At 54.4% G+C, this 26,232-nt stretch carries 23 protein-coding genes; 7 read left to right on the forward strand and 16 right to left on the reverse strand.

What is annotated here, in order from left to right:
* Positions 1 to 128 precede the first annotated feature (128 nt).
* The 11 genes from WHJ28_RS03750 to WHJ28_RS03800 all read right to left on the reverse strand — a co-directional run bounded on the left by WHJ28_RS03750 (position 129) and on the right by WHJ28_RS03800 (position 14,189).
* The gene (locus WHJ28_RS03750) at positions 129 to 359 is read right to left on the reverse strand and encodes an S-layer homology domain-containing protein (protein WP_340039823.1); all 231 of its coding nucleotides are present in this window, start codon (positions 357 to 359) and stop codon (positions 129 to 131) included.
* A complete protein-coding gene (locus WHJ28_RS03755) occupies positions 344 to 7,084 on the reverse strand; it encodes a YDG domain-containing protein (RefSeq protein WP_340039824.1) in 6,741 nt (2,246 codons plus the stop codon). The genes WHJ28_RS03750 and WHJ28_RS03755 overlap by 16 nt, the downstream gene beginning before the upstream one ends.
* Positions 7,085 to 7,277: 193 nt before the next feature.
* Positions 7,278 to 8,072: a LytTR family transcriptional regulator DNA-binding domain-containing protein gene (locus WHJ28_RS03760; protein WP_340039825.1), complete on the reverse strand. Its 795-nt coding sequence runs from the start codon at positions 8,070 to 8,072 to the stop codon at positions 7,278 to 7,280.
* Between the two features lie 186 nt (positions 8,073 to 8,258).
* A complete protein-coding gene (locus tag WHJ28_RS03765) occupies positions 8,259 to 9,485 on the reverse strand; it encodes an ATP-binding protein (protein WP_340039826.1) in 1,227 nt (408 codons plus the stop codon).
* Positions 9,486 to 9,669: 184 nt separating this feature from the next.
* The gene (locus WHJ28_RS03770) at positions 9,670 to 10,770 is read right to left on the reverse strand and encodes an anthrax toxin lethal factor-related metalloendopeptidase (RefSeq protein WP_340039827.1); all 1,101 of its coding nucleotides are present in this window, start codon (positions 10,768 to 10,770) and stop codon (positions 9,670 to 9,672) included.
* Positions 10,771 to 10,844: 74 nt separating this feature from the next.
* The gene (locus WHJ28_RS03775; protein WP_340039828.1) at positions 10,845 to 11,111 is read right to left on the reverse strand and encodes a hypothetical protein; all 267 of its coding nucleotides are present in this window, start codon (positions 11,109 to 11,111) and stop codon (positions 10,845 to 10,847) included.
* A gap of 29 nt (positions 11,112 to 11,140) precedes the next feature.
* Positions 11,141 to 11,347 (reverse strand): hypothetical protein, encoded by a 207-nt coding sequence (locus tag WHJ28_RS03780; protein WP_340039829.1) that lies wholly within the window; start codon positions 11,345 to 11,347, stop codon positions 11,141 to 11,143.
* Positions 11,344 to 12,588 (reverse strand): hypothetical protein, encoded by a 1,245-nt coding sequence (locus tag WHJ28_RS03785; RefSeq protein WP_340039830.1) that lies wholly within the window; start codon positions 12,586 to 12,588, stop codon positions 11,344 to 11,346. The genes WHJ28_RS03780 and WHJ28_RS03785 overlap by 4 nt, the downstream gene beginning before the upstream one ends.
* Positions 12,585 to 12,935, reverse strand: coding sequence for a hypothetical protein (locus tag WHJ28_RS03790; RefSeq protein WP_122791190.1), 351 nt, complete (start codon positions 12,933 to 12,935; stop codon positions 12,585 to 12,587). Before WHJ28_RS03790 ends, WHJ28_RS03785 begins: the two co-directional genes overlap by 4 nt.
* Positions 12,932 to 13,651 carry a metallophosphoesterase gene (locus tag WHJ28_RS03795; RefSeq protein ID WP_340039831.1) on the reverse strand — a complete coding sequence of 240 codons (720 nt, stop codon included), beginning with the start codon at positions 13,649 to 13,651 and terminating at the stop codon, positions 12,932 to 12,934. Before WHJ28_RS03795 ends, WHJ28_RS03790 begins: the two co-directional genes overlap by 4 nt.
* 160 nt (positions 13,652 to 13,811) lie before the next feature.
* Positions 13,812 to 14,189, reverse strand: a complete 378-nt coding sequence (locus WHJ28_RS03800) for a helix-turn-helix domain-containing protein (RefSeq protein ID WP_022289419.1) — start codon at positions 14,187 to 14,189, stop codon at positions 13,812 to 13,814.
* Between the two features lie 140 nt (positions 14,190 to 14,329).
* On the opposite strand from WHJ28_RS03800, the gene WHJ28_RS03805 reads away from it, so the two are divergent.
* From WHJ28_RS03805 to WHJ28_RS03835, 7 genes are all read left to right on the forward strand, one after another.
* Positions 14,330 to 14,689, forward strand: a complete 360-nt coding sequence (locus WHJ28_RS03805; protein ID WP_022289418.1) for a helix-turn-helix domain-containing protein — start codon at positions 14,330 to 14,332, stop codon at positions 14,687 to 14,689.
* Between the two features lie 144 nt (positions 14,690 to 14,833).
* Positions 14,834 to 15,439, forward strand: coding sequence for a recombinase family protein (locus WHJ28_RS03810; protein ID WP_101691772.1), 606 nt, complete (start codon positions 14,834 to 14,836; stop codon positions 15,437 to 15,439).
* A complete protein-coding gene (locus WHJ28_RS03815) occupies positions 15,432 to 17,312 on the forward strand; it encodes a recombinase family protein (protein WP_340039832.1) in 1,881 nt (626 codons plus the stop codon). The genes WHJ28_RS03810 and WHJ28_RS03815 overlap by 8 nt, the downstream gene beginning before the upstream one ends.
* Positions 17,313 to 18,119 carry a hypothetical protein gene (locus tag WHJ28_RS03820; RefSeq protein ID WP_340039833.1) on the forward strand — a complete coding sequence of 269 codons (807 nt, stop codon included), beginning with the start codon at positions 17,313 to 17,315 and terminating at the stop codon, positions 18,117 to 18,119.
* A complete protein-coding gene (locus tag WHJ28_RS03825) occupies positions 18,109 to 18,507 on the forward strand; it encodes a hypothetical protein (RefSeq protein WP_071430665.1) in 399 nt (132 codons plus the stop codon). Before WHJ28_RS03820 ends, WHJ28_RS03825 begins: the two co-directional genes overlap by 11 nt.
* Positions 18,488 to 19,441 (forward strand): ParB N-terminal domain-containing protein, encoded by a 954-nt coding sequence (locus WHJ28_RS03830; protein WP_340039834.1) that lies wholly within the window; start codon positions 18,488 to 18,490, stop codon positions 19,439 to 19,441. Before WHJ28_RS03825 ends, WHJ28_RS03830 begins: the two co-directional genes overlap by 20 nt.
* A complete protein-coding gene (locus tag WHJ28_RS03835; RefSeq protein ID WP_287878907.1) occupies positions 19,441 to 20,310 on the forward strand; it encodes a DUF6551 family protein in 870 nt (289 codons plus the stop codon). The genes WHJ28_RS03830 and WHJ28_RS03835 overlap by 1 nt, the downstream gene beginning before the upstream one ends.
* Positions 20,311 to 20,353: 43 nt before the next feature.
* On the opposite strand, the gene WHJ28_RS03840 is transcribed toward WHJ28_RS03835, so the two are convergent.
* The 5 genes from WHJ28_RS03840 to WHJ28_RS03860 all read right to left on the reverse strand — a co-directional run bounded on the left by WHJ28_RS03840 (position 20,354) and on the right by WHJ28_RS03860 (position 26,068).
* A complete protein-coding gene (locus WHJ28_RS03840) occupies positions 20,354 to 21,610 on the reverse strand; it encodes a type II toxin-antitoxin system HipA family toxin (RefSeq protein WP_340039835.1) in 1,257 nt (418 codons plus the stop codon).
* A gap of 3 nt (positions 21,611 to 21,613) precedes the next feature.
* Complete coding sequence (locus WHJ28_RS03845; protein WP_071430674.1) at positions 21,614 to 21,934, reverse strand: helix-turn-helix domain-containing protein; 321 nt, start codon at positions 21,932 to 21,934, stop codon at positions 21,614 to 21,616.
* A 69-nt stretch (positions 21,935 to 22,003) separates the two neighbouring features.
* Entirely contained in the window at positions 22,004 to 23,647 is a 1,644-nt protein-coding gene (locus WHJ28_RS03850; protein ID WP_209346678.1) for a recombinase family protein, read from the reverse strand.
* Entirely contained in the window at positions 23,604 to 24,509 is a 906-nt protein-coding gene (locus tag WHJ28_RS03855; RefSeq protein ID WP_148337064.1) for a recombinase family protein, read from the reverse strand. Before WHJ28_RS03855 ends, WHJ28_RS03850 begins: the two co-directional genes overlap by 44 nt.
* Before the next feature lie 17 nt (positions 24,510 to 24,526).
* The gene (locus tag WHJ28_RS03860) at positions 24,527 to 26,068 is read right to left on the reverse strand and encodes a recombinase family protein (RefSeq protein ID WP_101691766.1); all 1,542 of its coding nucleotides are present in this window, start codon (positions 26,066 to 26,068) and stop codon (positions 24,527 to 24,529) included.
* Between the last annotated feature and the right edge of the window lie 164 nt (positions 26,069 to 26,232).

A 26,232-nucleotide genomic window follows, 5' to 3' on the forward strand; every position in this document is an offset into this window, starting at 1 on the left:
CGGAACGGAGTGACGCAAAACAGCCCAGACCTCGGTGGTCTGGGCTGTCATTGCCTCGCGGAGCGCACATACGGGGTTCACCCCGTATCAAAGTGCGCCCTTGTTATCAAGGGGTCTTTTGTGGGTTCTTATTCGTCGCCCAGGCAGCGATAGAGGAACGTCAGGATCTGCCCACACGTGCAAGTTGCATCGGGGCTGAACGTGGTATCGCCGGTGCCCGTGGTGATGCCCTGCTCAACGGCCAACAGCACAGCGTCGTGATAATAGGCGTCAGCGGGAACGTCTACAAAGTGCATTTCCGTGCTCTTGGACTCGGGGCCGTCCTGCTTTCCATATAGCCGATTTACTGATTCAGGCACTTCACAAAGTTCATAAGCATCTGTGCGACCTGCGCGCGGGTGGCGTTGTCCTTGACCCCCAGCAGACCGTTGCCGTAGCCGTTGATGATGCCGTTCTCGTTGGCCCAGCGCATGGCCTCCAGAGCGTAGCCGCTGATTTCATCAGCGTTGGTGTAGCCGTCCAGGCTGTGGCTGCTTGTCGGGCTTCCGGCGTAGCGCCACAACATGGTCGCCAACTGCTCCCGGGTGATGTTTCCGTTGGGGTTGGAGCCGTCGGACACGCCGTTGGCCTTTGCCCACTCCATGCCCTTTTCATACCATACGCTGCCGCCGGAGGTGTACACACCATCAAGTCGGGCAAGGACAGTCATCAGCATAGCGCGGGTCATATGGGAATTGGGGCTGAATGTGGTTTCACTTGTACCGGCAAACATACCGCGGGCCACAACGAAGTCCACAGCGTCCTCTGTCCAGTGGCTGACGGAATGAATGTCCTCGAACACCTTGGCGTTGTCTACGATCTTCACGGTAGCGCTGCCGTCCAGGGTCAGCACCACGCCGGTTTCGGTGACCACGGAGGTCTTGACGATCTCCTCGGTGCCGTCGGCATGGACGATGACAGCCACGGTGCCGGGGGTGACCTGCTCCACGGGGATCTCCACCTTGACCTCCCCGGCGCTCTTGGGCACGGTGACCTCCACAGCGGGAGCCGCTTCGGTGGTCTTAGCGGCGGGAACCTCCACGGGCAGGGTCACAGCCTCGCCGGTCTCGGCGGCTTCCTTCGCGGCGGTGGAGGACACGCTGGACTTGACCTCGGTGATCTCGCCGCTGCTGTCCGTAACAACGGTGCCGGTGGTGCCGTCGGCGGACTTGCTGGTCTCGGTGACGGTTCCGTCCTTCTTGGTTTCCACCACGGTGGTGGAGCCATCGGTGTTTTTGGTGGTCTCGGTCACGGTGCCGGTGGTCTTATCTGTCACGGTCGTGGTGGTGGAGCCGTCCTCGTTCTTCTCCGTGGTGGTCGTGGTGTTAGAGCCGCCGCCAGAAGAACTGGGATTGTTGATGGTCAGGGTACCGGTAGCTGCCACGACCCGATAGTTTGTCTCGCCGTCGAAGACATCGGTGTTGGTCCAGGTGATGGTGTAGGTACCCGCCGCCGTTCCGGTGCTGACGGCGGTGGTGCCGTCTTTCTCATAGCAGGTAAAGGCCGGGTCAGCGCTGGGGGTCAGCGTGTCCTCGCCCAGCAAACCGGTGTAGGTCAGCTCAAAGGCGGGGATGGCGCTGCCTCTGGTGATGGTGACATTCTTCGGAGCCGCGGTGACTTCCTTGCGGGCGATGGAGAATGTGGTGTTTTTTTCGACGGGCAGCTGATAATTGCCGTTATCCAAATCTGTCGCCTCGGCGGTGTAGCTGTCGCCCGCGTTGGTCTGTTCGCCGCTGACGGTGATGGTGCAGGCGTCCTCTCCGACCAGCCCGGTGGCGGTGGCGGTGGGTTTCTGCGGCATACCGTTGTAGGTGAGGGTGGTGTTGCTCCAGTCAATGCCGATGGCCTTGGGGAGGATGTCGCCCGTGGCTTCGGTGGGGATGGTCACATCGTAATTGGAAGCATCGGTGCCGGTGATGGACTTGCCTGCTGCGTTCACGGTAACAGGCTTATCATCTCCCACGTTGGCATCGTCGACGAAGGTACCGGTAAGACCCGTGATGGTGATGCTGTCACCGTTGATCAGGCCCTCTGAGGTTGTCACCACGGCGCTGACCGTGGCATCGGTGTCACCGTTGTAGGGCCTGGTGGTCACGGTGACGGTGGCGGTGACGCGCTTGGGGGCGATGGTCCATTGGATGGAGCCGTCACTGCCCTCGTTCCACTTGTGGTTGCCGTCAAGCGTGACCGTGGCGGTGTAGGCGCCCGCGTTGGTGCCGGTGTTGCCGGTAACAGTCATGTAAGAGCTTTCAAAGCCGTCCAGCGTGACCGTCTTCTGGGTGCGGTCATAAGTGTAGGTGCCGGTAACGGTGGGCTCATCCACGCCCAGCGGTTCGATGTTCACGGTGACCATGGGCCGGCGCAGGGCATAGTTTTCCGACTTGTCACCGGTCAGGTCAATAGTGGCATAGGTAACGAGCTTGCCATTGCCTGCATCGGCGTTCGCGATGGTGCCGGTGGTGGGCATGGCGGCCGTGACCCGTCCTTCGTCACCGGCCACAATGCCGGACAGTTCACCGCCGGTCAGGGTAACATTCGTCGTGCCGTCATAGACCCGATCGGTGGCCGTCAGGCCGGTGACGGTCAGAACCTTGGGTACAATGGTAAAATCGTCGTAAACCACATCTTGCTGATAGTTGGCGGTGGCGGCGATGGTGGCCTTCACGGAGTATTTGCCAGCCTCGGTGGGGACGGTTGGCGAATAGGTTTCATCGGAAGCACTCCAGACCTTATACAGGTAGGTGACTTCGCCGTTCTCTGTGTTGCCGGTCACCACAGGGCCTTTGGGTGTATCGCCGTAGGTCCAGCCGTCCAGGGTGACGGAGGCGCCCAGCGCGGCCTTGCTGATGGTGCCTGTGGCTTCAGTGGGGATGGTCACATCGTAGTTCCCGGAGCCGGTACCGGTGATGGACTTGTTAGTCGCATTGACGGTGACGGGGATGTTCGTTCCCACATTGGCATCTTCAAAAGTGCCGGTGAGGCCCTCGATGGTGATGGTATCGCCGGAAACCACGCCAGCGTTTACCGCTGCGGTAACTGTGGCAACGGTGTCGCCATTGTAGGTCTTGTCGGCCACGGTGACGGCGGCGGTGACAGACTTCTTGGTGATGCTGGCGGTGGCGGTGGCCTGCTGGCCGGAATCTGCCAGACGGTACTTGCCTGCATCGTCTCCCGTGAGGGTCAGGCCGATGATGGTGACGGTCTTGTTTGCGCCCACATCCTTATCTTCGAAGGTGCCGGTAGCGTTGACAGTAACCGTGTCGCCGCTGACCACGCCGCTTAGGGTCACACGGCTGAAATCAAGTGTTGCCGTGGTGGTGCCGTCATAAATCTTATCCTTGGCAGTGATGCCGCTGACTATGACGGGAATGATTCCCTGATGACCGCACCAGGTGCAGACATAGTTCTCATACTTGTGCTGTTTGATACCGTTTGAATTGTTGGTGTAGCCCTGACAGGGGGAAGTGGAGGTAGTCGCGTACACCGTGCCGCCGGTGAATTGGGGGGCGGCGTCCGGGATGCCGCTGTCGATATTCTGATACCAGACCAGTGGAGCTTCTGCGGTTCCCACAGAGCGGCTGCCGTTGAGCAGGTAGGCCACCTCGCCGCTGGCGAATTCCCTGGTGGTTTTGCCAAGGACGCTGTCAACGGTACCGCTGTTATCTCCAACTGCATTCCCGGAATAGGCTTCGCTGTTGTGGTAGCAATTACTCACCGTGCCGCTGTTGACACCGCAGACGCCGCCGACAGAGGAGGTGCCGGTGACCGTGCCAATGCTGTAACACCCACTGATCGTACCCTTGTTCTCGCCGCACACGCCGCCGACATAGTAGGAGGTACTGCTGCCGGTGACCGCGCCGGTGTTGGTGCAGCCGATCACCGTTTTGCTGTTGACACCGCACACGCCGCCGACATAGGAGGAGGTGCCGTTGACCGCACCATAGTTGATGCAGCCGCTCACTTCACCGTAGAGGGCATAACCGCAAATGCCGCCGACGTAGCCGCTGCCGTTGACCGCACCATAGTTGATGCAGCCGCTCACCGTACCTTGGAAGGCATAGCCGCAGATACCGCCGACCTTGTTGTTGCCGGTAACTTTGCCTCTGTTGGTGCAGCCGCTCACCGTACCTTGGCTTTGACCGCAGATGCCGCCGATACCCCCGGTGCCGGTGACCGCGCCGCTGTAGGAGCAGCCGCTCACCTCACCGGAGGTATCACCGCATACGCCGCCCACGTAATTATCGCCCTTAAAATAGGAATCCGCAATCGTCAGGTTTTTTATGGTTCCTCCACCTATTATACATCCAAAGAAACCAACATAACTCGTTCTTGCCGCATTCACATACAGTCCGGAAATGGTATGGTGATTGCCGTCAAAGGTACCATCATAGTTTGAGCTGGATTTTCCGATCGGCGTCCACTCCGTAAAAGAGGTATGGGCATCAGAAAGGGTACCGTCAGCATTCAGGACATTGGAGTTCACAGTGATATCGTTCATGAGGATCGCGTTCTTGGTTTTGTCTGTAATCCCAGAAATTGTCCCGTTGATATACTGTGCATACCAGTACAGCTCATCCACATTGGTGATCTGCCACTTATCGTTCGCATAGGTTGGCGTGATCGTGCAGATACTGCAATATCCATTGTGATTGTGGTATTCGGGATTGCCGCCCTGCTTATAGTACACCGCCTTGCCGTCAAAAACAGGAAGCGAATCCGTACCGATGGTCTGTCCCCAGACGCCACCGGGATAGCCTTCCGTTCCCTGATTCAGCCGGTACGCCACCTCGCCGCTGGCAAAGGGAGAGTCAGTCGTAAGAGTCGTTCCGCCAATCGGCGAGGCAGTGCTGTCCGCAAGGGCGTAGCAGTTGGTGATGGTACCGCCGCTGCCCACCGTCGTGCCGCTGCCGCCGGCGGCAAAGCAGTTGGCAATGGTGCCGCTGTTGCTGGAGCACAGGGTCACGCTGCCGGTGCCGGTGGCATAGCAGTTGATGATTTCGCCGCCGCTGTCGTTGGTCGTACACAGCTTGGCGCCACCCGCCGCATAGCTCTTTTGGATGGTGCCGGAGTTGGCGCCGACCAGCACCGTGCTGGCCGCGCCGGAAACATAGCAGTCCGTGACGGTGCCGCCAGCGTTATTGTTGGCACACAGGGTCGCTCCGCTGCCTTCTTCATGGCAGTCCGTGATGGTGCCGGTATTGGTTTGGACCAGCGTGCCGCCGGGCGCGCTGCTGTTCTTGACGGTGCCGCTGTTGTTTGCAATCAGCGTACCGCCGGACGCGCTGCTATCGCTGACGGTGCCGCTGTTGGCGCCGCTGACCAGCATACCGCTGCCGGAAACATGGCAGTCAACGATTTTGCCGCCGCTCGTGGCGCACAGGCTGCCGCTGGTCACCGTGATCCGGGCGATCTCGGCCTCGGAGCCGGTGACGCCGAACAGGCTGCTGTTCGCCGGTATGCCGCTGATGGTCTTTTGACCTTCAGGGTATGAAAATGTGCCGGTGAAGGGATAGGTCTCATTGCCAATGGGAACCCAGTCATTATCTACCTCAATGTCATTACGCACCTGGGCATTGGCGGCGGGATAGCCTTTGTTGACGTAGTCGGCAAACCAGTACAGCTCTTCCTTATTATCGATCAGATACTCGTTGTTGTAGAAATCGGGCACCGAACAATAGGAACAGCTTGCTTCGCCATCGGTATGATTATGGTAGTAGACAGCGCCGTCCTTTTTACCAAGATAGACGATAGCGCCATCGGTGGTGCACTGGGGGAAGTCCTGCGTACCGATGGTCTGTCTCCAACTGGGCGTTGCCTGGTTCTTCGTCAGGCCGTAGGTCACTTCGCCGCTTTTGAACGCATCAATGGTTCTGTATTTCAGGTCGCTGTCGTTTGTACCGTCACTATTCGTATCGGACAACGCGTAGCAGAAGTCAACGTCACCGTCGTTTCCTGTAAATTTGCCATAGGAGTCGCCAACTGTGCCCGCGCTGTAGCAGTTATTGATATTCGCGTTGCTGTACCCGCAGAAGGTACCCACATTACTCGTCCCGCTTACAGTTGCGGTGGTATAGCAGGATTCTATCCTTACGTCGGAAAGGGCTCTTCCGCAAAGGCCGCCAACATTCTGATTGCCGGCAAAGTAGGAATCCACCACGCCCACACGGTAAATGCTGGCGGGGGAATCCACAATACCGAACAAGCCTACATTGCTTGTATTCGAATTGTTGAGGTACAGTCCGGAGATGGTGTGCCCCTGTCCGTCAAATTTGCCCCTAAAATTATGGTCAACCGTTCCAATGGGCGTCCACGCTTCAAAGCTGCCGCTGTTCAGCCCGCCGCTGGCATTGAGCACGTTCTGATTGACGGTGATATCCGCCGTCAGAACGGCACTAATGTCTTGCTGGGTAGTATTGATTTGGTTTGCAAACCAATACAGGTGGGCTGCGGTGGAAAGCTCGTAGGCATAGACCGTACTACCGCCGATGGTATGATCAGCCTGGGGTGGCTCCGTCATGGAAACCGCCAGCATCGCCACAGGCTCCCCTTCCGGGCCGCCCAGCGCCACGGTCAGCGTCAGGGTGCTGCCGCCGTCGGACAGGGCATAGCCCTCGGGTAAGGTTGTCTCAAAGATGTATTCGCCCTCGTATGCGCCATCTTCAGGGTAGTACGGGCAGAGCCAGTCCCCCAGGGTCAGCTCCTCGCCGCCGGCAAGGATGGACACGGGCATCAGCCCCACGACGTCCTCGAAGTATGCCACATTGTCCTCGCTGGCAAAGGGCAGCAGGACGTTTCCGCTGTCCGGGTCGATGATCTCCCAGTCATCCACCCATTCCCAGTCCGTGAGTACCGTGACGGTATCCTTCCCGGAGCACAGGTCGCAGACAAAGCCGCAGGGCGTTTCACCTTCCACATAGCCGCATTCCGCCGTGTGTTCTGTATGATGCTCACACAGCCCATCACTTTCCGCCGCCAGCGCCGCAGTGGGCAGCAGGCTCAGGCACAGCGCCAGCGCCGTGAGGATGCTGAACAATCGTTTTTTCATAGAGGTTCCTCCTGCTTTTGCAAAAAATTCATATGTAATCATCACAAAAGTATATGCAGTTCCTTTTAAGTTTTCAACCGCCCCTGCGCGAAACGACATTAAAACGGTCCAAAACGACAAAAGCCGCCGCACACCCCGCTGCCGAAGCAAGCAGCCGCGCGCGGCGGTTCGGATATGGGGTTGTCACCTTTCGCTATCTCTCCCGCGTCTTGCCAAAGTAGCGCATCAGCGCTTTGTCGGCGTCGGGGCTGATTTTGGCGTATTCGATCTCCGTAAGATCGAACAGGATGCACCCGCAGTGGCCCTTGAAGGTGGGGAAACAGGTCACCTTCAGATAGGCGTCGATCTCCGGGCTGTAGTCCATGACCTCCAGCGTTTCGCCGTACAGGGTGGCGCGCTCATACAAACGCAACCATTTGGTATTCATGTTGGAAAACAGGCTGCCGAAGGAGCTGCCGATCAGCTTCTCAAGCGGCAGCTTTTCCAGCCTGGCCAGGGCGGGGTTGCCGTAGCGGAAGATCCAGTCCACCGCCCGGCGCTCCTCGTCGAATACCATCTCAATGTCCGTGAAGGCAAAGGGCATGGCGTCAAAGCTGCGGTAATAGGCTCGGTATTCCTCCTCCGTGGCGGGAATGCCGTCCCGGGTGAAGCCGCTGATCAGGCGCTTCTGCGCTTCCTGAAGCTGGGCGATAATCTGCTTTTTCTTCCGGCGGGTGTAGATCAGGGATTCGCCGTTGTTGAGATTGATGTGGTCAGTGATGTCGTGGATGGCCATGGAGGACACCAGACAGCCCCGGTGGACCTTGAGAAAGCCGTCGCCCAGAGCTTCCTCCAGCTCGCTGATCTTCATCCGCGTCTCATATACCTTGCCGCCGGAAACGTGGATCTCGGCGGTCCTTTCGATCATCAGGACATAGAGAATGGTGTTGGCGTTCAGCACCAGCTTTTTCCCGTTGGATACTATCGTGATGTATACTGCTTCCTGCAATGCAAACACCTCTTTTTCCTGCTGCTATTCGCAATTATCGCACGTTTTCTTTGAAATATCAACCGTTCGCGCGCGGACAGGAAAAAGAAATGAGAGTATGCAAAAACACGCCATATCCAGCCGTTGAAGCTGCATATGGCGTATTTTTTCGTGACCGTGAACACTGCCGCTCCGCTTGAGGCTCGGTCAGAGTACGGATACGGGACAATACCAGGACTCCCGATTGTAGGGGATGAGTTCGTCGCTCATGCAGAGGATGAGCCCCGGCTGAACATCCAGCTTGAACTGCTGGAGGACACCGAAGTTTTTATCCGGCTTGGACGGCTCCTTGCTTTTCTTGATCTCGATGGGATACATCTTATCCCCCTCAACGATCAGCAGGTCGATCTCCTTCTTGTCTATGTCGCGGTAGTAGAACAGGTCAGCGGGCTTACCTGCGTTGTAGTAGCTCTTGACGATCTCCGTGACCACATAAGTCTCAAAGAACGCTCCGTCCATCGCACCGTTCTCCAGTGTTTCCGCAGTGGGCCAGCGGCAGAGATAGGCGGCAAGGCCGGTATCCATGAAATACACCTTGGGCGTCTTGACCAGCCGCTTGGTGATGTTGGAGTAGTAAGGCCGCAGGATGAAGATGATCCCTGAGCGCTCCAGGATGGACACCCAGGATTTTGCGGTGGGAGCGGACACGCCGATGGTACTGGCGATCTCGTCGTACTTCAGCTCCTGTCCGGTGCGCGCCGCCATATAGACGAGGAAATCATAGAACTCATTCAGCTTTCCCACCTGAGACAGATCCTTGATATCCCGCTCAATGTAGGTGTTGATGTAGTCCATATAGAAGCGGTCACGGTCGAGGTCGGTGGCGCGCAGCTTTGGCATACCGCCCCGGAAGATGTCCTCATAGACCTCGTGGATATTTTTGCGCTTGCAGTGCTTCAAACGCTCTCGGATGGTTTTCAGGTCGGGGTGGAACAGGTCGGCAGGGCGCTCCTCGATCTCCGCCGTGGACAGGCTCGCCATATCGAAGATGGCGATGCGGCCAGCCAGAGACTCGGCAACATCCTGCATCATTTTGAACTTCTGTGAGCCGGTCAGCCAGAACATTCCGTTGTTGTCCTCACCATCCAGCGCCTTCTGATCAACGATCTTCTTCATCTCCAGCAAGATGGACGGGACCCGCTGGAACTCGTCAATGAGAAGCGGGTAGCCGTAGGTCTCAAAGAACAGCGCAGGATCGGTGGATGCCAGACGGCGGGCGTTTCCATCGTCCAGCGTGACGTAGCGGCGCTCCGGCTCACGGATGTGGTTGAGCATGGTGGATTTGCCCACCTGTCGCTGACCGCAGACCATGACCACCGGGTAGTACTGAGAAGCGTTGCGGATCTGCTCTTCCAAATGTCGCTTAATGTACAATCCAAACACCTCGTCTTAAGAAATCTAAAGTGTGACTTTATTTTACTCGAAGTTGTAATGAAAAGCAAGTGTCAAGAGCAATTTCCTATTTCATGATATCCAACTTATTGAAAAAAGATACCGCAAAACCGATATAAGGACAACAGCCAGCTGCGGATAGAGGCTTTCGTAAACCATGGCTGCTTTATTTCGGCATCGTCCAGTTGTTATCCGCCAGCGCACAGAAATACGCATAGGTCTTTGGCGTTCGCTCTCTCATCAAGGCAGCTTTTTCCTCATTGTCGCGGTTTTGCAGCCAATATGCAAAATAGTCCGCAAAGTATTCCCGGCAGTTGGTCAGGGAGTAGTCCCGCAGGAATATGGCAGCAGCCTGGGCCTCATCTGCGTAAAAGCTCCTGGTCTTGGAAGGGAATCCCACCGCGCCATCGAGGAAATGGCCGAATTCGTGCAATGTGGCTTTGGCATCAGAAACATATATCTTCTTGCCGCTGTAATCCGCCGCGCCGATACAGCTCATTTCAAACCGCTTGCTCAGATCGGCCAGATAGTCAAAATCCACGATGTAGACCCAGCCCATACGCTGAAACTCATAGAGGATCGGCTCCGGGACACGGCGCAGCTCCAGCAGATAGCTGTTCATATTCACACCCTCGCGGTTTTCAATGGGAAACTCGGTGAGCACCGGCGGCTCCTGGATCACAAAGTCCTGGGTCAGGACCGCCTGGAGCAGTGCGGCAGTCTCACCGCGGCTGACGATCTCGTATGATTCCGTCCCGTCGGGACACAGTCCAAGCTCTGCGCCAATTCGGAGACAGTTTTCATAGGGCGTCAGGATCTCGCCGCCCGGATAAAGGGTGTAGTCGTAAACGCTCAGCCCAATGACCGCAAACGCGCTCTGATAGAGCGCTCCCCGGCACATCCGGGTATCCGGCTCCGTGAGGGCTTCCACGGACAGCCATCCGCTGCGATAGCTCTCCGTCAGGCAGTTCTTCCCGAACTCGCCATCAAGGATCTCCAGCGCATCGGTCTTGTCATATGCTCTGCAAAGCATCACAGCCCATTGTCTGGCGGTGATGGGTGAATCAGGAGAATACCGCCCTTCGCCGGTGCCAACGGTGATCCCCCGGCGAGCAATGTACTCCACGCTTTCAAACCAGGGGGAATCCACCGGGACATCGGTGAAGCGGCTTTCCGCTTCAGAGGCGGCAAAAGCGGGGACTGTCAGCGTCAGAGCCAGCACCAGGGCCATCATAAGGGCGCCGATTTTTTTGAAGTGTGAACGCATCAGGTTTTCATTCCTTTCCCAATCGTATCATGTAAGAAAAGGCGGGGCGGCAGAAATGCCGCCCCGCTTGTCCGTCACCACTTGGCGACGATCTTGCCGTAGATCTGTTTCTTTGCGTAGTCATAGCGCTGGATCATGACCATGACCCGCTCTCCGATGGCAAATTCCGAGTCCTCATACTGGAAGGAATAGTTGCACATGACCACTACGCCGTCAGGGAGATTGCAGAAGACGCCGCCGGCATACTTGCCCGCGATAACGGCCTGACGCCGGGAGTCCTCCGGGTGGCGCATCTCAGCGCCGTCAAAGGGGTTGGGTTCCGTTTCCTTGACAGAGACCATCAACATACCTCTACGCCGGTCATATTCCTTTACGATGCAGTCCAGCTCCTGTCCTCTCTGGTACTCCGTCCGCAGGTCGGGGATCGCCGCATATAGACGGTATCCTTTCCTGTGATCTTGCGGTTCCAGTTTTCGATGAGGGTTTCGTCCATCTCCTCGATACTGGAAAAGGGGCGGTTGCATAGGCGGATGCAGTTTTCGTGACCGAGATGCAGGTCAGAGGTAAAGAAGATCATGGGGTTTCACCCTCCTTCTTCATCCTGGGAACTGGGATTGGCTGCCATCGGCAGTATTTTGCAAGTTCATCCTGACGCTCCCGAGGCAGGTTCATAAAATCGACAATGCTCTCTCCCGGAAACCTGTCGTGGCAGTAGGCGGGAAAGACTCCCTCCGGCACGATGCCGATGGACTCCGCTCCGGTCAGGCGGGCCTTCAGTTCCTCTGCGTTTCGGATGCATACGGGAACGCCTGCCCGATAAAGCGCCAGGAAGAAACGGACCGCCTCAATCGTCCGGGTCTCCGCAAGACCGGCCACCACCAGATAGTAGCCATGCGCATCTTGGTGTACGATGCAGTCGATGTGGGTGCTGTTGCCGCCCCGGCATACCTCCCAGGGGTGACCGGTGCGGGGACGCTCCTTCAGCCACCGTGCAAAAGCTTCGGGGGAATCTCCGTCCAGCTTGGACAGTCCCTCGTCCCGCCCATCGGCGTGGAGAGCGTACTGCTCTTTTTCCGATTTCTCCGTTCCAGTGTATCCCATGGCCCGATAGCCCAGGGCACAGAAGTGATAGAATTCGTTTGCGGTTACGGATGGGAGCCGCTTGTTATTTCCCAAAGGATACCCAACCGCCGAGGTGAGAAACTCCTCCACCTCCTGCTGGGAGAAGTCCTGGAAGAACTCCTCCTTCCACTGTGGGAATACCCTCCACAGATCCCGGCGCAGGATGGTTCCGGTTCGATGCCAGATGGGCAGCTCCCGCTCCACCAGTTCCTGATAAGAACCGGTTTCCACCATCTGAACGGTGTCCCGTACCGCACCCTCCAGCCAGGCGGTGAATGGGGCGATGTCATAGGGGAAGGCGCGCTCTTTGCGGCTGTCCACCTCCAGCACATGCCGATGCCCCAAGAATATTGCCCGATATCCGATCTCTTGATCCTCGCCGGCGGCAAAGTGGAACCACGCTGCCTCCTCCGGGAACTCGGAATGCCACCAGGTTTCAAACCCCTCAAAGCTCTCCACCTGGCCGTCCGCCCGTAGCTCCTCAAAGCTGCCGAAGTCTTCGGTGGTACCTCGCTCCGCACGGAGCCATAGTTCCCAGCTTGTGTTCTCCGGGCCTGGCTCCAGCCGGTGGAGAAGGCGGAAGATTCGGTCGATGGCCGCATAGGATGTCTCGTCATAGGTGAAGGAGCAGTTGATGTTTCGGTATTCCACCCGACCCAGCCAGTTGATGTAGTGCTTGATCTCCGGCGCTTTCATGTTTCCACCTCCTCAGTATCCGTATCCCCATCCTCCGTTTCCTCAAACTGGAGCCGGAAGAGGGCAGTGTGCTCTCCCACAAGATCGGGGTATTTGTAATAGACATGGCGGCAGAGGGTTTTGTACAGTTCAAGGAGCCTCGGATCATCTCCGAAGTCCACAAGCCCGTCCATGATTCGCTCGATCTCCCGCTCCTCAGTGATCCTGCCGTTCAACACCTGCTCTACCAAACGGCTGTATTGCTGATATGCGGCGTCCATTAGGCGGAAAATCTCCTGGACGATCTCACGGATTGCGGCAAAGCACGCCTCCTGCTCCTTGGCCTCCGGTCTTTCTTCCTCTGTCACAATGTGTTCCCTCCCGTCAAGAGCTGCGGCGCAGCCTCCACGCTGTGGAAGAGGAAGTGCATCCGGTCGATATGCTTGTCAATATGCCAGTGTCCACAGAACCAGTGGTCGTATTTGAGTTTCCGCTCGATCTCCTCCAGCCATTTCTCGGTAGAGTCGTCCACGGTACTCTGGTCGATCATCGGAAGAAAGGCCTCGCGAGGCTCATACGGATAGGGACAGGTGTGGGAGAGGACGGTATCTACCTGCCACCCGCAGGCGTCCAGCGTCTGGATAACCTTGTCCTTGATCTCCTGGGAAGGCTGCTCATCCGGCCACCAGCCGTAACCTCTGGCCAGCCGGTAGAATTTGTCCACGCTGTAAGCTCCGCCGATGACCAAATGTCGGAGACCTTCCAGATCAAAGATCTCACCATCCATAGCAAACAGCAGGCGGGGAAAGGCTTCCTCTACCCAGACTGTCCCGCCGTTCCACTGCTTCGTGCGATAGGAAGGGATGCTGGCCGGCCGGATCTCATGGTTGCCGTGGATGCAGAGCATCGTCGGCTTTACGGCGGCAAGAACTCTCTTCATCTCTGTGTCTCGCCGGTTTCGGTAGTAGTTCGCTCCTACATCTCCAAGCAGAACCAGAGTATCCTGCTCTGTCAGCTTCTTGCTGTCGCAAAACTGTATGACCTCATAGGGGTCTCCGTGGATATCACCCGTGTAATAGATCATTGGTCATTCCACCTTTCTTTTCTCATTATACCAACTCGGAAGACCCATATCCGGGACTTTCCAAAAACATATCCACTGTTCCAAAAATATATCCACCTTTACTGGCATAGATCGACCGGCAGTCAATGCTCGTGACTTCCGGTTGATTGCTTTCTCAGGTTCAGACGGTAAAATCAAAGTTATCTGGTTTACCGTATCTGCCTTGATGCTCTTTCAAGGAGGCTTTCAGCGATTTTATAACATCCAGGAGAATCATCATCTCATAGGTACTGCAATCCGAAAGGAGCAGGGCGATTTCTTCGCTGGCGCACCGTTCAGTGCTGATGATTTGCTCCATCAAAAGCCGGTCGGGAGATACGCCCAAAGCATTGGCGATAAGCACAAAGGTGTCAAGGCTCATGCTCTTGATCCCGCTCTCTATGTAGCTGATGTAAGATGGCGTTTTATCCACCAGTTCAGAGAGCATCGCTTGCGAAAGGTGGTTGCGCTGACGGACTTCACGGATGTGTTTTCCAATGACTTTGTAGTTCAGGCTCATAATAAGACCTCCAAAAAATTTTGCAGTCTTATTATAGTGTTTAGATTATATCATCAACTCGACCTTATATCAATTTCACCCCAAGTTGATATACTCTTAGAAATAGATAATCTGGAGAATATATTTGAGGGGGGAAGCCGATGACGGAACATGATTTGACCGAGAGCCAGTTGGTCGGCTCCCGTATTCGAGATGCGCGGATCAATCGCCGGATGAGCCAGGCCGATCTTGCTGCAAAGGCCAATATCTCGCTGCCCCATGTCAGCAATATCGAAAAAGGCAAGACGAGCATGAAGTTGGAAACCTTTATCCGAATCATCGAAGCCCTGCAAGTGTCTGCTGATTCCCTTCTTCGGCCCGATGTGCCGGAGGTGAGAAGCCTATACCAGAGCGAGTTTGACGAGCTGCTGGCCGACTGCTCTCCCAAGGAGCTGGATTCCATCCTGAAGATTGTTCGTGAGTTAAAATCCACTATGGCCAGACGGGATGACAATACCTGAAAAATTGCGAGCTGGAATTGCCGGCTCGCTTCTTTTTTTCTCATCTATCGACCAGAAGTCAAGGTGTTGACTTCTGGTCGATTTTGTTATTAGTCTGCAGATTATATAATGGCCTGGAAGAGAAATAACACAGGGGGAGCAAATATGTCAGATCTGGCCGTTCAAAATAGAGAGTCAGAGCAGGAAGTTATGCCCTCATTTGATTTCCTGCTGGAACGGGAGACGGAACGAAACACCCTTTTAGCGGAACATCGTGCCTGGTTAAAGGAAATCAAGCGGGAACGCCCGCTTCCCAAAACACATTACCGTGTGGCGGTATACATCCGCTACTTCAACCAGACCCGCTATGAGGACTATCTCTCAGCTCATAAAAAGCAATTTCTTGATACACTGGCTCTCTGCCCAAACTGGAAGTTTGTCGGTTTCTATGTGGACGAGGGCAGCACTGCGCCCAATATGGAGAACGCTCCGGAGTGGTCAAGGCTCCTTCAAGACTGCTACGAGGAAAAGGTCAATCTGATCATTACCCAGAAAGCAAGCAATATCTCGAAGAAGCTCTCCGAGCTCTCTTTCTGTACGCGCCTCTTGGCAGCACTCCCAAAGCCAGTGGGCGTTTACTTCGTTTCGGAGGATATTTATACGCTGGCTTCCTATTACCAGGAGGATCTACACGACCCCTACTTTTTGCCAGATCCCGGTTGGAAGATACTCCCTGATGACGAACCCCGGAGGGAAATGCTGCATGATTGACAAGTCCACACGCAAACAGCTTGCGGAACGGAAAGAACGGGTCCGCCGGCGTATCAACACAAAAGTTGACCCGGAGAACTATGAATTCATTCCGGCTAAAAAGCCCATCGACTATTACGACAATGATATAAGGCAGCGGATCGCCGTGTATGCCCGTGTCTCCACAGACAATGTCCAGCAGACTTCCTCCTATGAGCTGCAAAAGAAATACTATGAAGATTTTGTTGTGCATCATCCCAACTGGACATTGGTTAAAATCTATGCGGATGAGGGCATCAGCGGGACTTCTCTGGCTCATCGGGACGAGTTCAACAGCATGATCGCCGATTGCCGCAGCGGGAAAATCGATATGATCATTACCAAAAGCGTGTCTCGCTTTGCCCGGAATGTGGTGGACTGTATCAGCATGGTGCGAATGCTTGCGGAGCTGCCCAGTCCTGTCGGGGTATTCTTTGAGAGCGAATGTATCTTCTCCCTCAAAGACGATTCCCAGATGGCGCTTTCGTTTCAGGCCACCATGGCTCAGGAGGAGTCTCACATCCGCAGCCGGAGCATGGAGACCTCCTTGCGGATGCGGCTGGACGGAGGTCTGCCATTGACGCCCAAGCTGCTGGGGTATTCTCACGACGCAGATGGAAACCTGGTCGTCAACCCGGATGAAGCCCCCACGGTAAAACTCATCTTCTATATGTATCTGTACGGATATTCCACCTCCGACATTGCGGCGGCGCTCACCGAGCTGGGCAGGAAGACTTATCTGGGGAATGTCAAGTGGACATCCAACTCCATTGTCCAGGTCCTTCGCAATGAGCGGCATTGCGGGGATGTACTGACCCGGAAGACCTTCACCCCCAACTATCTGAACCACAAGGCCAGAAAAAATCGGGGGGACAGACCCCAGAGCCTTTACCGGAACCACCACGAGGGCATCGTTTCCAGAGATGATTTCATTGCGGTTCAGCATCTTCTGAACAACTCCAAGTATGGCAACCGTTCCATCCTCCCGGAGCTGCGGGTGATCGACAGCGGCCTGCTCAGGGGGTTCGTGACCATCAATCCCCGCTGGGCTGGATTTAAGCCGGCGGATTATTACCAAGCGTCCGCCAGTATCCATCCACCCGATGAGCAGCAGGCGGATGCAGCCCTGCCCTCGAGCATCACATTGGTTCCGGGAGATTTTGATATGAGAGGCTTTGAAATCGCCCGCAGTGAATTCTTTGATAATTATCACCGTCCCTATGTACTGTTTCAAGATAAGAGGATCAAGTTCAGCACCACATGTGTTCGGTCTTTTGGGAAAGACAACCATGTGGAGCTGCTGGTCAACCCTGTGGAGATGAAGTTCGCCGTCCGTACAGCGGCGAAAAGCAGCCGCAACGCAGTCGTGTTTTCCAAGCTGTCAGACGGAAAGTATCAGCCCAGGGATATCGCCGGTGCGGCCTATGTAGAAACGCTTTTTCAGTTATTCGGCTGGAGTCCGGATTTAAAATACCGGATCGCCGGAGCGCTGTTTCAAACCGAAACTGAATCTGCGTATATTTTTGATGTCAATGATGCGGAAGCGTTTATTAAATCGTACCTGCTTTCCGGTTCAAAAAGCACGGAACAGGCAAAGGAGCCTGTACAGCCCCTTTCTGTCTCCGGCAAACGGGTGCGGGCAGTCCCGGAGGAGTGGATCGGCTCTTTTGGCAAGCAATATTACCTCCACCAACAGTCTTTCCCGCCCGTCTGCGATCAGAGTGAGGAAGACTGGAAAATTCGCATGGAGGGCCAGTTGTATGAAACCGGACAGAAACTCCGCGTGACAGGATTTGACGTGCTGCGTGACTATATCTGTCAGGAACTCGGTCAGCGCGGGAAGGAGGAATCCTAAATGTTTGAAGAAAGTCGGGAAAATACCGGCGGCGTAATCGCCGGAATGCTTCGTTCCCTGGAGGACGGGCATTTGGATAATGTTCCGTCTGCTGAATTAGAAAAAGCGGAACCGGCAGCTTCTCCCGCAAACAGCAGTAGTGATGAGGTTCTGGAGATGGCCGGTGACTTTAACTACGATGGCTACCAAGTGGTACGCCGTGAGTTCTTCGCCCATATTAATGAGCCGTCTGTAACTTTCAACAATTACAAATTTTATGTAAATACCGCCTGCCTGAACCGCTTCCCACAAGTTGATTATGTGCAGGTATTGGTCAATCAGGAGAGCAGGATCTTGGCGATCCGTCCCTGTCGGGCGGAAGATCGGGATGCCTGCGCCTGGTGCACCAACGGCTCCGGCAGACGCAAACCGAAACAGATCACCTGCAAGATTTTTTTCGCCAAAGTGTTTTCACTGATGGGCTGGAATCTGGACTATCGATATAAGCTCCTCGGGCGGATAATCCATGCCAGGGATGAGTGGCTCATCGCATTTGATCTCACAGCGACCGAAGTGTATCAGCGGGTGCAAAAAGACGGCCAGAAGCCCAAGTCTTCTCGAACTCCCGTGTTTCCGGAGGGCTGGAAGACGCAGTTTGGACTCCCGTTCCGGGAACACCAGAAATCTATGCAGGTAGACATTTTTGAAGGATATGCTGTATATGGGTTGCGCGATAACATCGCTCCTGCTGCATCAGAGCAGTCAGACGAGGCTGCCTCTGATACTGGTAGTAAGTCCGTTTTGGGAGGACAAGGACATGAATCATGAAAATCAATTGCAGGCTTACTTAACGCTGGACCCTGCGCGAAACCGGATTCGAATCCACAGGCAAACGATTCGTCTCTTGAAGAATCCTGCGTATGTGCAATTCCTGGTAAACCCTGAAGAACTGTATATCGCCGTTCTCGGATCGGACAAACCTATTTCAGGCGGGACCGCAAACAAGGTTCGGATGTCAAGTACATCCCAGCAGTCTATAGAATTCTATAGTACGATCCTTATCAAAAACTTTTCCGAACTGCTGGGTGGCTTTGACCTGAGATTTAATTACCAGCTGACCGGTGAGATCGATCAAGTCAACCGGGTCGCATATTTTTCCCTCAAAACCGTCAAACAGCTGGAACGCAGGAGGCTACATGACAGAGAAAGCATTTAGGCAGCTTAACATCGATCCGGAATTCAAAAACTTGATTCGTCCACTTCGCCGGGAGGAATACCGGCAGCTGGAGCTGAATCTGGTCGTGGAAGGATGCCGGGAAGATATCATCGCATGGAATGATACCATCATCGACGGTCATAATCGCTATGAAATATGCAATAAAATGCGCATTCCTTATGGAGTCAAGGAGCTGGATTTTCCAAGCAGAGATGCTGCCATCGCCTGGATCTGTGCGAACCAACTCGGACGACGCAACATCTCAGAAGAAACCAGGAAATATCTGATTGGGAAACAATATGAAGTGGAAAAGAAAGTACAGCGAAATAGGAATGGCTATAATCAGTACCGTCCGAATCCCAACATTGCTGTGGGGAGAGGCCGCCCAATAGATGAAGAGAGCGGCCGGCGAACAGCAGCCCGGCTGGGAAGGAAGTATCATGTGTCCGGCGCAACCGTACAGAAATATGCGAAATACAGTGCAGCATTAGATACCATTGAACAAAATGCTCCTGAGCTTGTTCCGCACATTCTTTCCGGGGCATATAAGATTTCTTTCGAAAATATCGTTGCTCTATCAGAAATGGAACCCGAAGAATTGAGAGCACTTAGTAAAAAAATCGGAAAAAATCCCTACGCTTTTGCTCGTTACAGTGAATCGAGACGATGCCTTTATTCCGACGCTTCTGCCAAGCCCGGTACAGCGGCGGCAGAGCAGCCGGCTATCAAGACGATGCCCGCCTATGACCCGGATGCGGAAGTTGCTGGACTTACTCTTACGATCCCCTCCTGGATGAGCTCCATCGACCGGACAAAGTCCATGGCACATTTGGAAGCGATCTCACCTGCTGCAAGACAAAACCTCTTGGCGGCGTTGACTGAATTAGAAGGAAAAATCCAGGAAATGCTCAATGCAATTGAGGTGGAATCCTAATGGAAGATTATAGTATGTTTGTTCCCAATGTTCACTTCGAACAGATTCCCATCAAGAACCTCGTATCCAATCAGGAGTACCAGAGGAATATTTCCGAACAGCATGTGCTGAATGCTGCGGCACACTTTGATCTGTATCAGATCAACCCTGTGAAGGTGAGCCGTCGAAATGGGGTCAACTATGTCTTCAATGGCCAGCACACGGTGGAGATCGTCGCCCTGGCCTCTGGCTCTCGTGAAACGCCAGTCTGGTGCATGATATACGATGATCTGAACTACGAGCACGAGGCAGATATCTTCGCCAACCAGATGAAGTTTGTCAAACCGCTCCGTCCCTATGAAGTGTTTATGGCAAATGTGGAAGCCGGGAATCAGGAGCAGCTTATGATCAAAGATCTGGTAGAGTCTTATTCTCTTTCCATTGGCCAGGTCAGAAACTATGGCGTTGTCTGTGCTGTCTCTACGCTTGAAAATATATATGAGCGGTTCGGTTACCACGTACTTGATCGAACACTCAGACTCTGCGTAGGCACATGGGAGGGCGATATGAATTCGCTTTCCGCCAATATGCTCAACGGAATCGCCAGATTGGTATACACCTTTGGCGACACATTGAAAGATGAAACCTTCAAGGAAAAAGTGGGGGAAATGTCGGTCAAGCTGCTTTCGAGGACAGCCAAGGAACGACGCCCCGGTTCTATGGGCTATGCCGAGGCGATGCTTCTGGCCTATAACCGCAAATGCAAATATCCGCTTAAATGGACCAAGCTCTACGAGAAGAATGTGGGGAACAATGAAGGACTGGACATTGATACGGACATGGACGTGGATGAGGGCGGGGACTCTTTTGAGGGAGCCGCCAAAGAATAAGCAAACGGACGGTTCCACCAGGAATCGTCCGTTTGTGATCTTATCATGGAAGGGAAAAGGCGGGGCGCATATACTCTATCGCTCCTCGGCTGAGACCATACTGCCCGGCCAACTGTTCCCAGTGTCCGGATACTGTTTTGCAGACCTCCTCTGCAGCCTGTTCCGCTTCCTGCGGGGCAAGGCCGAAATAATCGGCTACTTCCAGAGCCAGTTCCAAGTCAATGGTGTTATCATACTCACTCACATTGAGGGAAAGCCGGTCCCCCGAGGGGACTGGGTTCACATCATAGAGAGGGGCCAGCCGCCAGCCGGTGGGTGTCAGAAGGAAACCATGGTTGCGCAGGTGGTCGTCAGTATTGGATACCGCCATGCTGAACACGATCCGCTTCCACAGCTCGGCCAGATCCTGCCGGGGTGATGCCCCGTTGGCCCGGATGAACGCCGCCAGATCCAGATAGCTGCTTCCGTCCGCTGCAGAGGCTCCATCGGTCTTGCCCAGCAGGGTCATGGCTGAGGCGAAGTGGATGCGACGGCTGCCGTTTCGGTCAAATCGCTTGACGAGAAAGGTACTGCCGGTCTTGGAGAACGTCTCCAATTTGGATTCCGGAACATCCAGTCCGCAGAGCCGTGCCAGGTCATGGACGACCTTCTCCCACGCGCCGCTGTTATATTCATCATGCTTGGAAGGGAACTTGGCAATCCACAAGGCACCATCTGTGGCCTGCACCGTAGCTTTGGGTCTTGCGCCTCCCAAGGAGGAGCCGGGGGCCAGAAGCTCACGCAGCCATTTTTCATTCAGGCCGCTCTCATCGCTCTCGAAAGCGATAGAGGCGTTTTCCAGCGTCCGAAGGTTTACCCATGGAGGCGTCGCAAACGCTTTATCGTTCGAAAGAAATTCGCCCCCTTCTTCCAAGCTGAACCGCAGCGCACCCATACGGGATTCATCGTAGACCCCCAACAGGAAGTCGCTCTCGGTGAGCTTACGGGGCTTGCGGTCCTCTTTGCGAGCGTCGATGGCCTCCTTGCGCTTCATCAGCAGACGCCCCCAGCGATCCGGACAGGAGTCGGAAAACAGGCCAAAGAGCTGCTTGTTCAGCGGCACATACTGCCGCCCGCGGTAAAGAGCCAGATCCGGGTCCAGAGAGAAGGAACTCTCGGCGGATGACAGCCAGGCTGGATCATACTCAAAGGAAAAGGTTTCCTGTCCACGGACGAAGCCGCAGCGCAGCCGCCCCAGCAGAGTGGGTGCCTCTCCACGCCAATTTTCATATACATAGATGGTCTTTTCGTCCTGCGCCATGGGCTACTCTCCTTTCTTGGGTGCCCGCCGTCTGGTGGGCAGCGCCAGATCTTGTAGCTTCCTGCCGAATTCATCATCTTTTGCAATAAGCAGCAGGTCGCTGTCCATATTGTTTAATGCGTGCAGCACAGCGGCATAGGAGCCGATGGATACCGTAGGGGTGCCTTTCTCAATGGATATCAGAGTGGCTCGGCTGATCCCGGCACGCTCTGCTACCAATTCCAGGCTCAACTTCCTGCGCAGGCGGGCCAGGCGGATCTGCTCACCCATCTGTGCCAGGATCTCCCGTGTTTGCGGCATGATGACCGCAGCTTTTTTTGCCATGCACAATCGCCTCCTAACATAAATTATACTATATTATTTCGGCGATTATGTCAATTATATTTGAAGTTATCAACTTTCTTTTTCCAGGCGTTCTTCGATAAGGTACCCTCCTCCGAAGATAATGTCCAGTCTCCCGTCGGGATACACCTTCACACACTCAATCATTTGGTGGACGATGGTATCGTCGTACTCCATCTTTTTGGATGCTCGGTCGGCGATGATCTGCTGTAGTTGAAGGATTCGGCTGTCATTCACCTGATCGGAAGCAAGTGCTTCTTCGAGTTTCTGAATCCGTCCTTGCAGGAGTTCAATGGTATCGGAAAGTTCTTTGAATTCAGCTTCGTGACTCTCGATACCCTCCCCGCTTTCCACGCTCTCATTGATAAGAGATACCATTTTCCGATTCAGTCCATCTATTTTCCGCCGGAGCAGGTCGATCTCATCTGTGCCTCCGGTTAGACCGATTGCTTCACCAATGGTTGCCCGCATGAGTGCCATATAAGTGGACTCGTCTTCCTCGTTGAATCGGTTGATTGCCCGAACAATAGCGGCGTGGAGGGCGGTCTCATCTACCGTGAGCGAGGTTTTGCAGTAGCGCTTTCCATAGTCTAAGCGGCTGATGCAGCGCCAGACAACTCGCTTTTTTCCTCGGGATGTCCAGGTCACGCGCTTATATCGACTTCCGCATTCGGCGCAGATCATCACATTGGATAGTGCGTACCGGGAGTATTTTCCGGTGGCTGTGGTAGCCGTTTTGGTGGAATTTGGCTCCCGGCTCATCCGCCTGGCAAGTTCTTCCTGCGTTTTGTGAAAGAGCTCTCGGCTGATGATGCCAACATGGCTATTCTGTACATAGTACATGGGTGCCTCACCTGTGTTTTTGCGGCGAACCTTACCAATACAGTCAATTGTGACCGTCTTTTGAAGGATGCTGTCCCCGCAGTATCGTTCATTCCGGAGAATACCCTTAATCATGCTCGCAGAGAAGGAGAAGCGTTTTCCTGGTATCTGGAGATTTTCTTCTCTGAGTTTGGTTGAGATCCGGTTGATGGTTTCACCTGACAGGTACATATTGAAGATCCTCTCCACGATGGATGCCTCCTCCGGGACGATCTCCGGTTCTCCGTCTGCACCCTTGCGGTATCCCAGAAGGCACTTATAGTTGAATATGGGCTTGCCCTCCTGAAATCGCTTACGAAAAGTCCAGGTGACATTCTTGCTGATGCTTTCGGATTCGGACTGTGCGAACCCTGCGTAGATGACCAGATAGAGTTCGCTGTCGATTTGCAGTGTGTCTATATTTTGCTCCTCGAAGTAGATGCCAATCCCTCTTGCCCTGAGCATTCGGACATGGTCCAGGCAGTCCACTGTATTACGGGCGAAGCGGGAAACGGATTTCGTGATGATATAGTCGATTTTCCCAGACAAGCAGTCGTTGATCATCTTCTGGAACTGGGGGCGCTTATCTGCACGTGTCCCGGAGATGCCCTCATCTGCGTAGAGTCCGGCGAACTCCCATTCGGGCTTAGCGGCAATCATCTCGGTATATACCTTTTTCTGGTTGGTATAGGATGTGAGCTGCTCCTCGCTGTCGGTGGATACCCGGCAGTAGGCAGCAACCCGCCGCTGATGATACTGCTCCCTGTTGACGATCAGGGAGCGTTTTGGCTCAATAACCGATATTGTTTTCTTGGGTATCTTGGTTACATTCATTTTCTTCATCTCCGATCTCGACATCGGTTTTGGTATGTAGGATCACCTTTCCTCCGCTGCCAAGCGTCAGGTAGGCGGCGATGTCACTAAAGTAGGCCGGGCTGAATTCCTCCTGGGGAGTCATCAGACTTACCCGCTTTCGGGCGATGGATGCAGCAATCTGTAGATGGGCATCGCTCTCAGCATAGAGCCGCTCTGCCATTTCGATTGTTTTGACGATAATCAGTGCATCGCTGGGGTCATCCCGCTCCAGTTCGGCATCAATTTCCCGGTTGATTCGCTGGGCTTCCGCCGACAGCTCTTTTCGCTTTTTGGGGCGAGGAATGAGCAGATAGCTATTGGCGATGATGCGGTTCATCAGGATTGCCACCTTTTCCAACAGGTGTGTATCGGAAATCCGTATGCGCTGACCGCAATCAGGATTAGTGCAATCCCAGCTCTCGCGAATCCGGTGCTTACTGCTCACCCTTCGCCGCATAGGGGCTCCGCACTCCGCACATCGGACCAGATCCCGAAGCAGGTCGATCCCCTCCAGATTTTTTTCGAAGGTGTTCCGCTGGCGGGCTGTTTTCACGGCAGCCGCTTCCTCATACTGCTCTTCCTCAATGATCGGGTCATACTCCCCATCGCCAATGTATTTGGCGTTTCCGATGATTCGTGCGATACGAGCTTTATCCCACACGTCCGTTCTCTCACTGTAGGGGATCTTCCTCTCAGTCAGCAGCTCGGCAATACTTTGGAGGGATGCGCCGTTGATGTAGGCGCTGAATATCTCGCGGATGACCGCAGCTTCATCTTGTGCGATGACTGTCCTTCCATTTCTCATGGTGTAACCGTATGGGATATAGCGTATCTTCTTCATGGCGAGGTTCCTCTCTGTCAGAGCATTTCAGTGAATCTCAGCCCGCCGATGAGGGTGACTGTCATTTCATCTCGGCGGCTGATACTGATGGCCTGAACAATCTCAGTAAAAAGCTTCTCATCGAAGCGGTCCAGTGGTTCCTCGAGCTCTTCCAGCAGCTTTTTCAGCCGCGTCAGTTCCTCTATCATATGGGTAATGCCCGAGGAGAATTCACATTGGCGCTCCCGCTTCAGCCGGCGCAGTTGGTCGTTAATCTCCCGCACCTGAGCTTTATGGACCTCATCTTTGAGGTATCCCTTTGCATGGAGCTGCTCCACCATCACCAACTTGGCGTTCAGATCTGCAATGTTCCGGCTGATCTCCCTTGCGGCCGTGTTTTTCTGCTTTCGCTTCAGCTCGGCGGATTCCAGACGGAGTAGAGTCTGACCCAGGATGTCGTATTCAGAGAACCGAAGCTTATTGACCATGGCGATGAAGGCATCGTAGATCCTCTCCTCGCTGTAGTAGTTTGAGCCGCACTGGGTACGATCCTGAATGTGTTTGGAGCATCCCCACTTTACTGTCCCGGAAACCTGCCTCCTGCGAAAATACGAGCCGCACTCAGAACACTGAATGCGGCTCGTAAGAGGGTAGATATTTTGCGTTGTAGATTTTCCAAAGACATCCTGACGCTTTTTCAAGAGGAGCTGGACCTTGTCAAAGGTATCTCGGTCAATAAGAGGAGCGTGGGTCATGGAGGCGTAGAACATATCCTCCTGACCTCGATTTCGGAACTGTTTGAAGGGGACTGTGGTGTCGCGGTAGGTTTTCTGATATTTGCAATCGCCGCAATACCGCTCATTTCCAAGTATGTATGCCACCTTGGTGGAGCGCCAGGTGGATTTCCCGGTTTTGGTTTTGATGCCGCGGCTGTTGAGATCCCGGGCGATCTCCGATGTAGACTGGCCGCTCAGGTAGTTTTCGAACATCATGCGGACGATGGCCGCCTCCGGTTCATAGACCACCAGCGCCTTATCCACCAGCCGGAAGCCGTAAGGAGCGTTGCTGTCCACATATTCCCCAGACTGCATCCGCTTCACGATGGAAAGCCGCTGGTTCTGGGAAATTGCCTTAGACTCCTCCTGTGCGATGGCAGAGAAGGTATTGAGCAGCATCTCATCTCCGAGGGCCAGGGTGTAGATTCCCTCTTTCTCAAACTGCACCCCCACGCCGAGCAATTTCAGCTTCCGGACATATTCCAGAGACTCCTTGGCGTTTCGGGCGAAACGGGAGACGGATTTGGTGACGATCAGGTCGATTTGGTGCTGTTCGCACATCTTGATCATTCGCTGGAATTCGGTGCGGTTCTGTGCGTTCATGCCAGAGAGCCCTTCGTCAGCGAATATCTCCACCAGCTCCCACTCTTTTTTTCTCTGAATGAGGCTGGTATATACCCGAATCTGGTTGGCGTAGGAGTTCTGCTGATCCGCTGAATTGGAAGATACCCGGCAATAGGCGGCAACTCGGATTTTGCGGATTTCCTGCCTGGTGATGGGCGAGATGAGTTTGACCTGCGGCATCAACAGCCCTCCTTTCTGGCTGAATTTTGGATTGTACTACATTTTGACATTAAGGTCAAAAGGGGGTGTGACACAATACTTCAGGTTTGATATAATGTAGATAAAAACAGGGTGGTGGCGGAAGATGTCATACAGGGCCAACGGAAGCCAGCAGTTGTCCATAT

Source organism: Flavonifractor porci, assembly GCF_037572415.1.
GTDB classification, from domain to species: domain Bacteria; phylum Bacillota; class Clostridia; order Oscillospirales; family Oscillospiraceae; genus Flavonifractor; species Flavonifractor porci.

Excerpts from the sequence above, each read along its gene's own strand:
- WHJ28_RS03755 (WP_340039824.1), bottom strand. The coding sequence starts at position 7,084 with ATGAAAAAACGATTGTTCAGCATCCTCACGGCGCTGGCGCTGTGCCTG.
- WHJ28_RS03770 (WP_340039827.1), bottom strand. The coding sequence starts at position 10,770 with ATGCGTTCACACTTCAAAAAAATCGGCGCCCTTATGATGGCCCTGGTG.
- WHJ28_RS03775 (WP_340039828.1), bottom strand. The coding sequence starts at position 11,111 with ATGGTCTCTGTCAAGGAAACGGAACCCAACCCCTTTGACGGCGCTGAG.
- WHJ28_RS03780 (WP_340039829.1), bottom strand. The coding sequence starts at position 11,347 with ATGATCTTCTTTACCTCTGACCTGCATCTCGGTCACGAAAACTGCATC.
- WHJ28_RS03785 (WP_340039830.1), bottom strand. The coding sequence starts at position 12,588 with ATGAAAGCGCCGGAGATCAAGCACTACATCAACTGGCTGGGTCGGGTG.
- WHJ28_RS03795 (WP_340039831.1), bottom strand. The coding sequence starts at position 13,651 with ATGATCTATTACACGGGTGATATCCACGGAGACCCCTATGAGGTCATA.
- WHJ28_RS03800 (WP_022289419.1), bottom strand. The coding sequence starts at position 14,189 with ATGAGCCTGAACTACAAAGTCATTGGAAAACACATCCGTGAAGTCCGT.
- WHJ28_RS03805 (WP_022289418.1), top strand. The coding sequence starts at position 14,330 with ATGACGGAACATGATTTGACCGAGAGCCAGTTGGTCGGCTCCCGTATT.
- WHJ28_RS03810 (WP_101691772.1), top strand. The coding sequence starts at position 14,834 with ATGTCAGATCTGGCCGTTCAAAATAGAGAGTCAGAGCAGGAAGTTATG.
- WHJ28_RS03815 (WP_340039832.1), top strand. The coding sequence starts at position 15,432 with ATGATTGACAAGTCCACACGCAAACAGCTTGCGGAACGGAAAGAACGG.
- WHJ28_RS03820 (WP_340039833.1), top strand. The coding sequence starts at position 17,313 with ATGTTTGAAGAAAGTCGGGAAAATACCGGCGGCGTAATCGCCGGAATG.
- WHJ28_RS03825 (WP_071430665.1), top strand. The coding sequence starts at position 18,109 with ATGAATCATGAAAATCAATTGCAGGCTTACTTAACGCTGGACCCTGCG.
- WHJ28_RS03830 (WP_340039834.1), top strand. The coding sequence starts at position 18,488 with ATGACAGAGAAAGCATTTAGGCAGCTTAACATCGATCCGGAATTCAAA.
- WHJ28_RS03835 (WP_287878907.1), top strand. The coding sequence starts at position 19,441 with ATGGAAGATTATAGTATGTTTGTTCCCAATGTTCACTTCGAACAGATT.
- WHJ28_RS03840 (WP_340039835.1), bottom strand. The coding sequence starts at position 21,610 with ATGGCGCAGGACGAAAAGACCATCTATGTATATGAAAATTGGCGTGGA.
- WHJ28_RS03845 (WP_071430674.1), bottom strand. The coding sequence starts at position 21,934 with ATGGCAAAAAAAGCTGCGGTCATCATGCCGCAAACACGGGAGATCCTG.
- WHJ28_RS03850 (WP_209346678.1), bottom strand. The coding sequence starts at position 23,647 with ATGAATGTAACCAAGATACCCAAGAAAACAATATCGGTTATTGAGCCA.
- WHJ28_RS03855 (WP_148337064.1), bottom strand. The coding sequence starts at position 24,509 with ATGAAGAAGATACGCTATATCCCATACGGTTACACCATGAGAAATGGA.
- WHJ28_RS03860 (WP_101691766.1), bottom strand. The coding sequence starts at position 26,068 with ATGCCGCAGGTCAAACTCATCTCGCCCATCACCAGGCAGGAAATCCGC.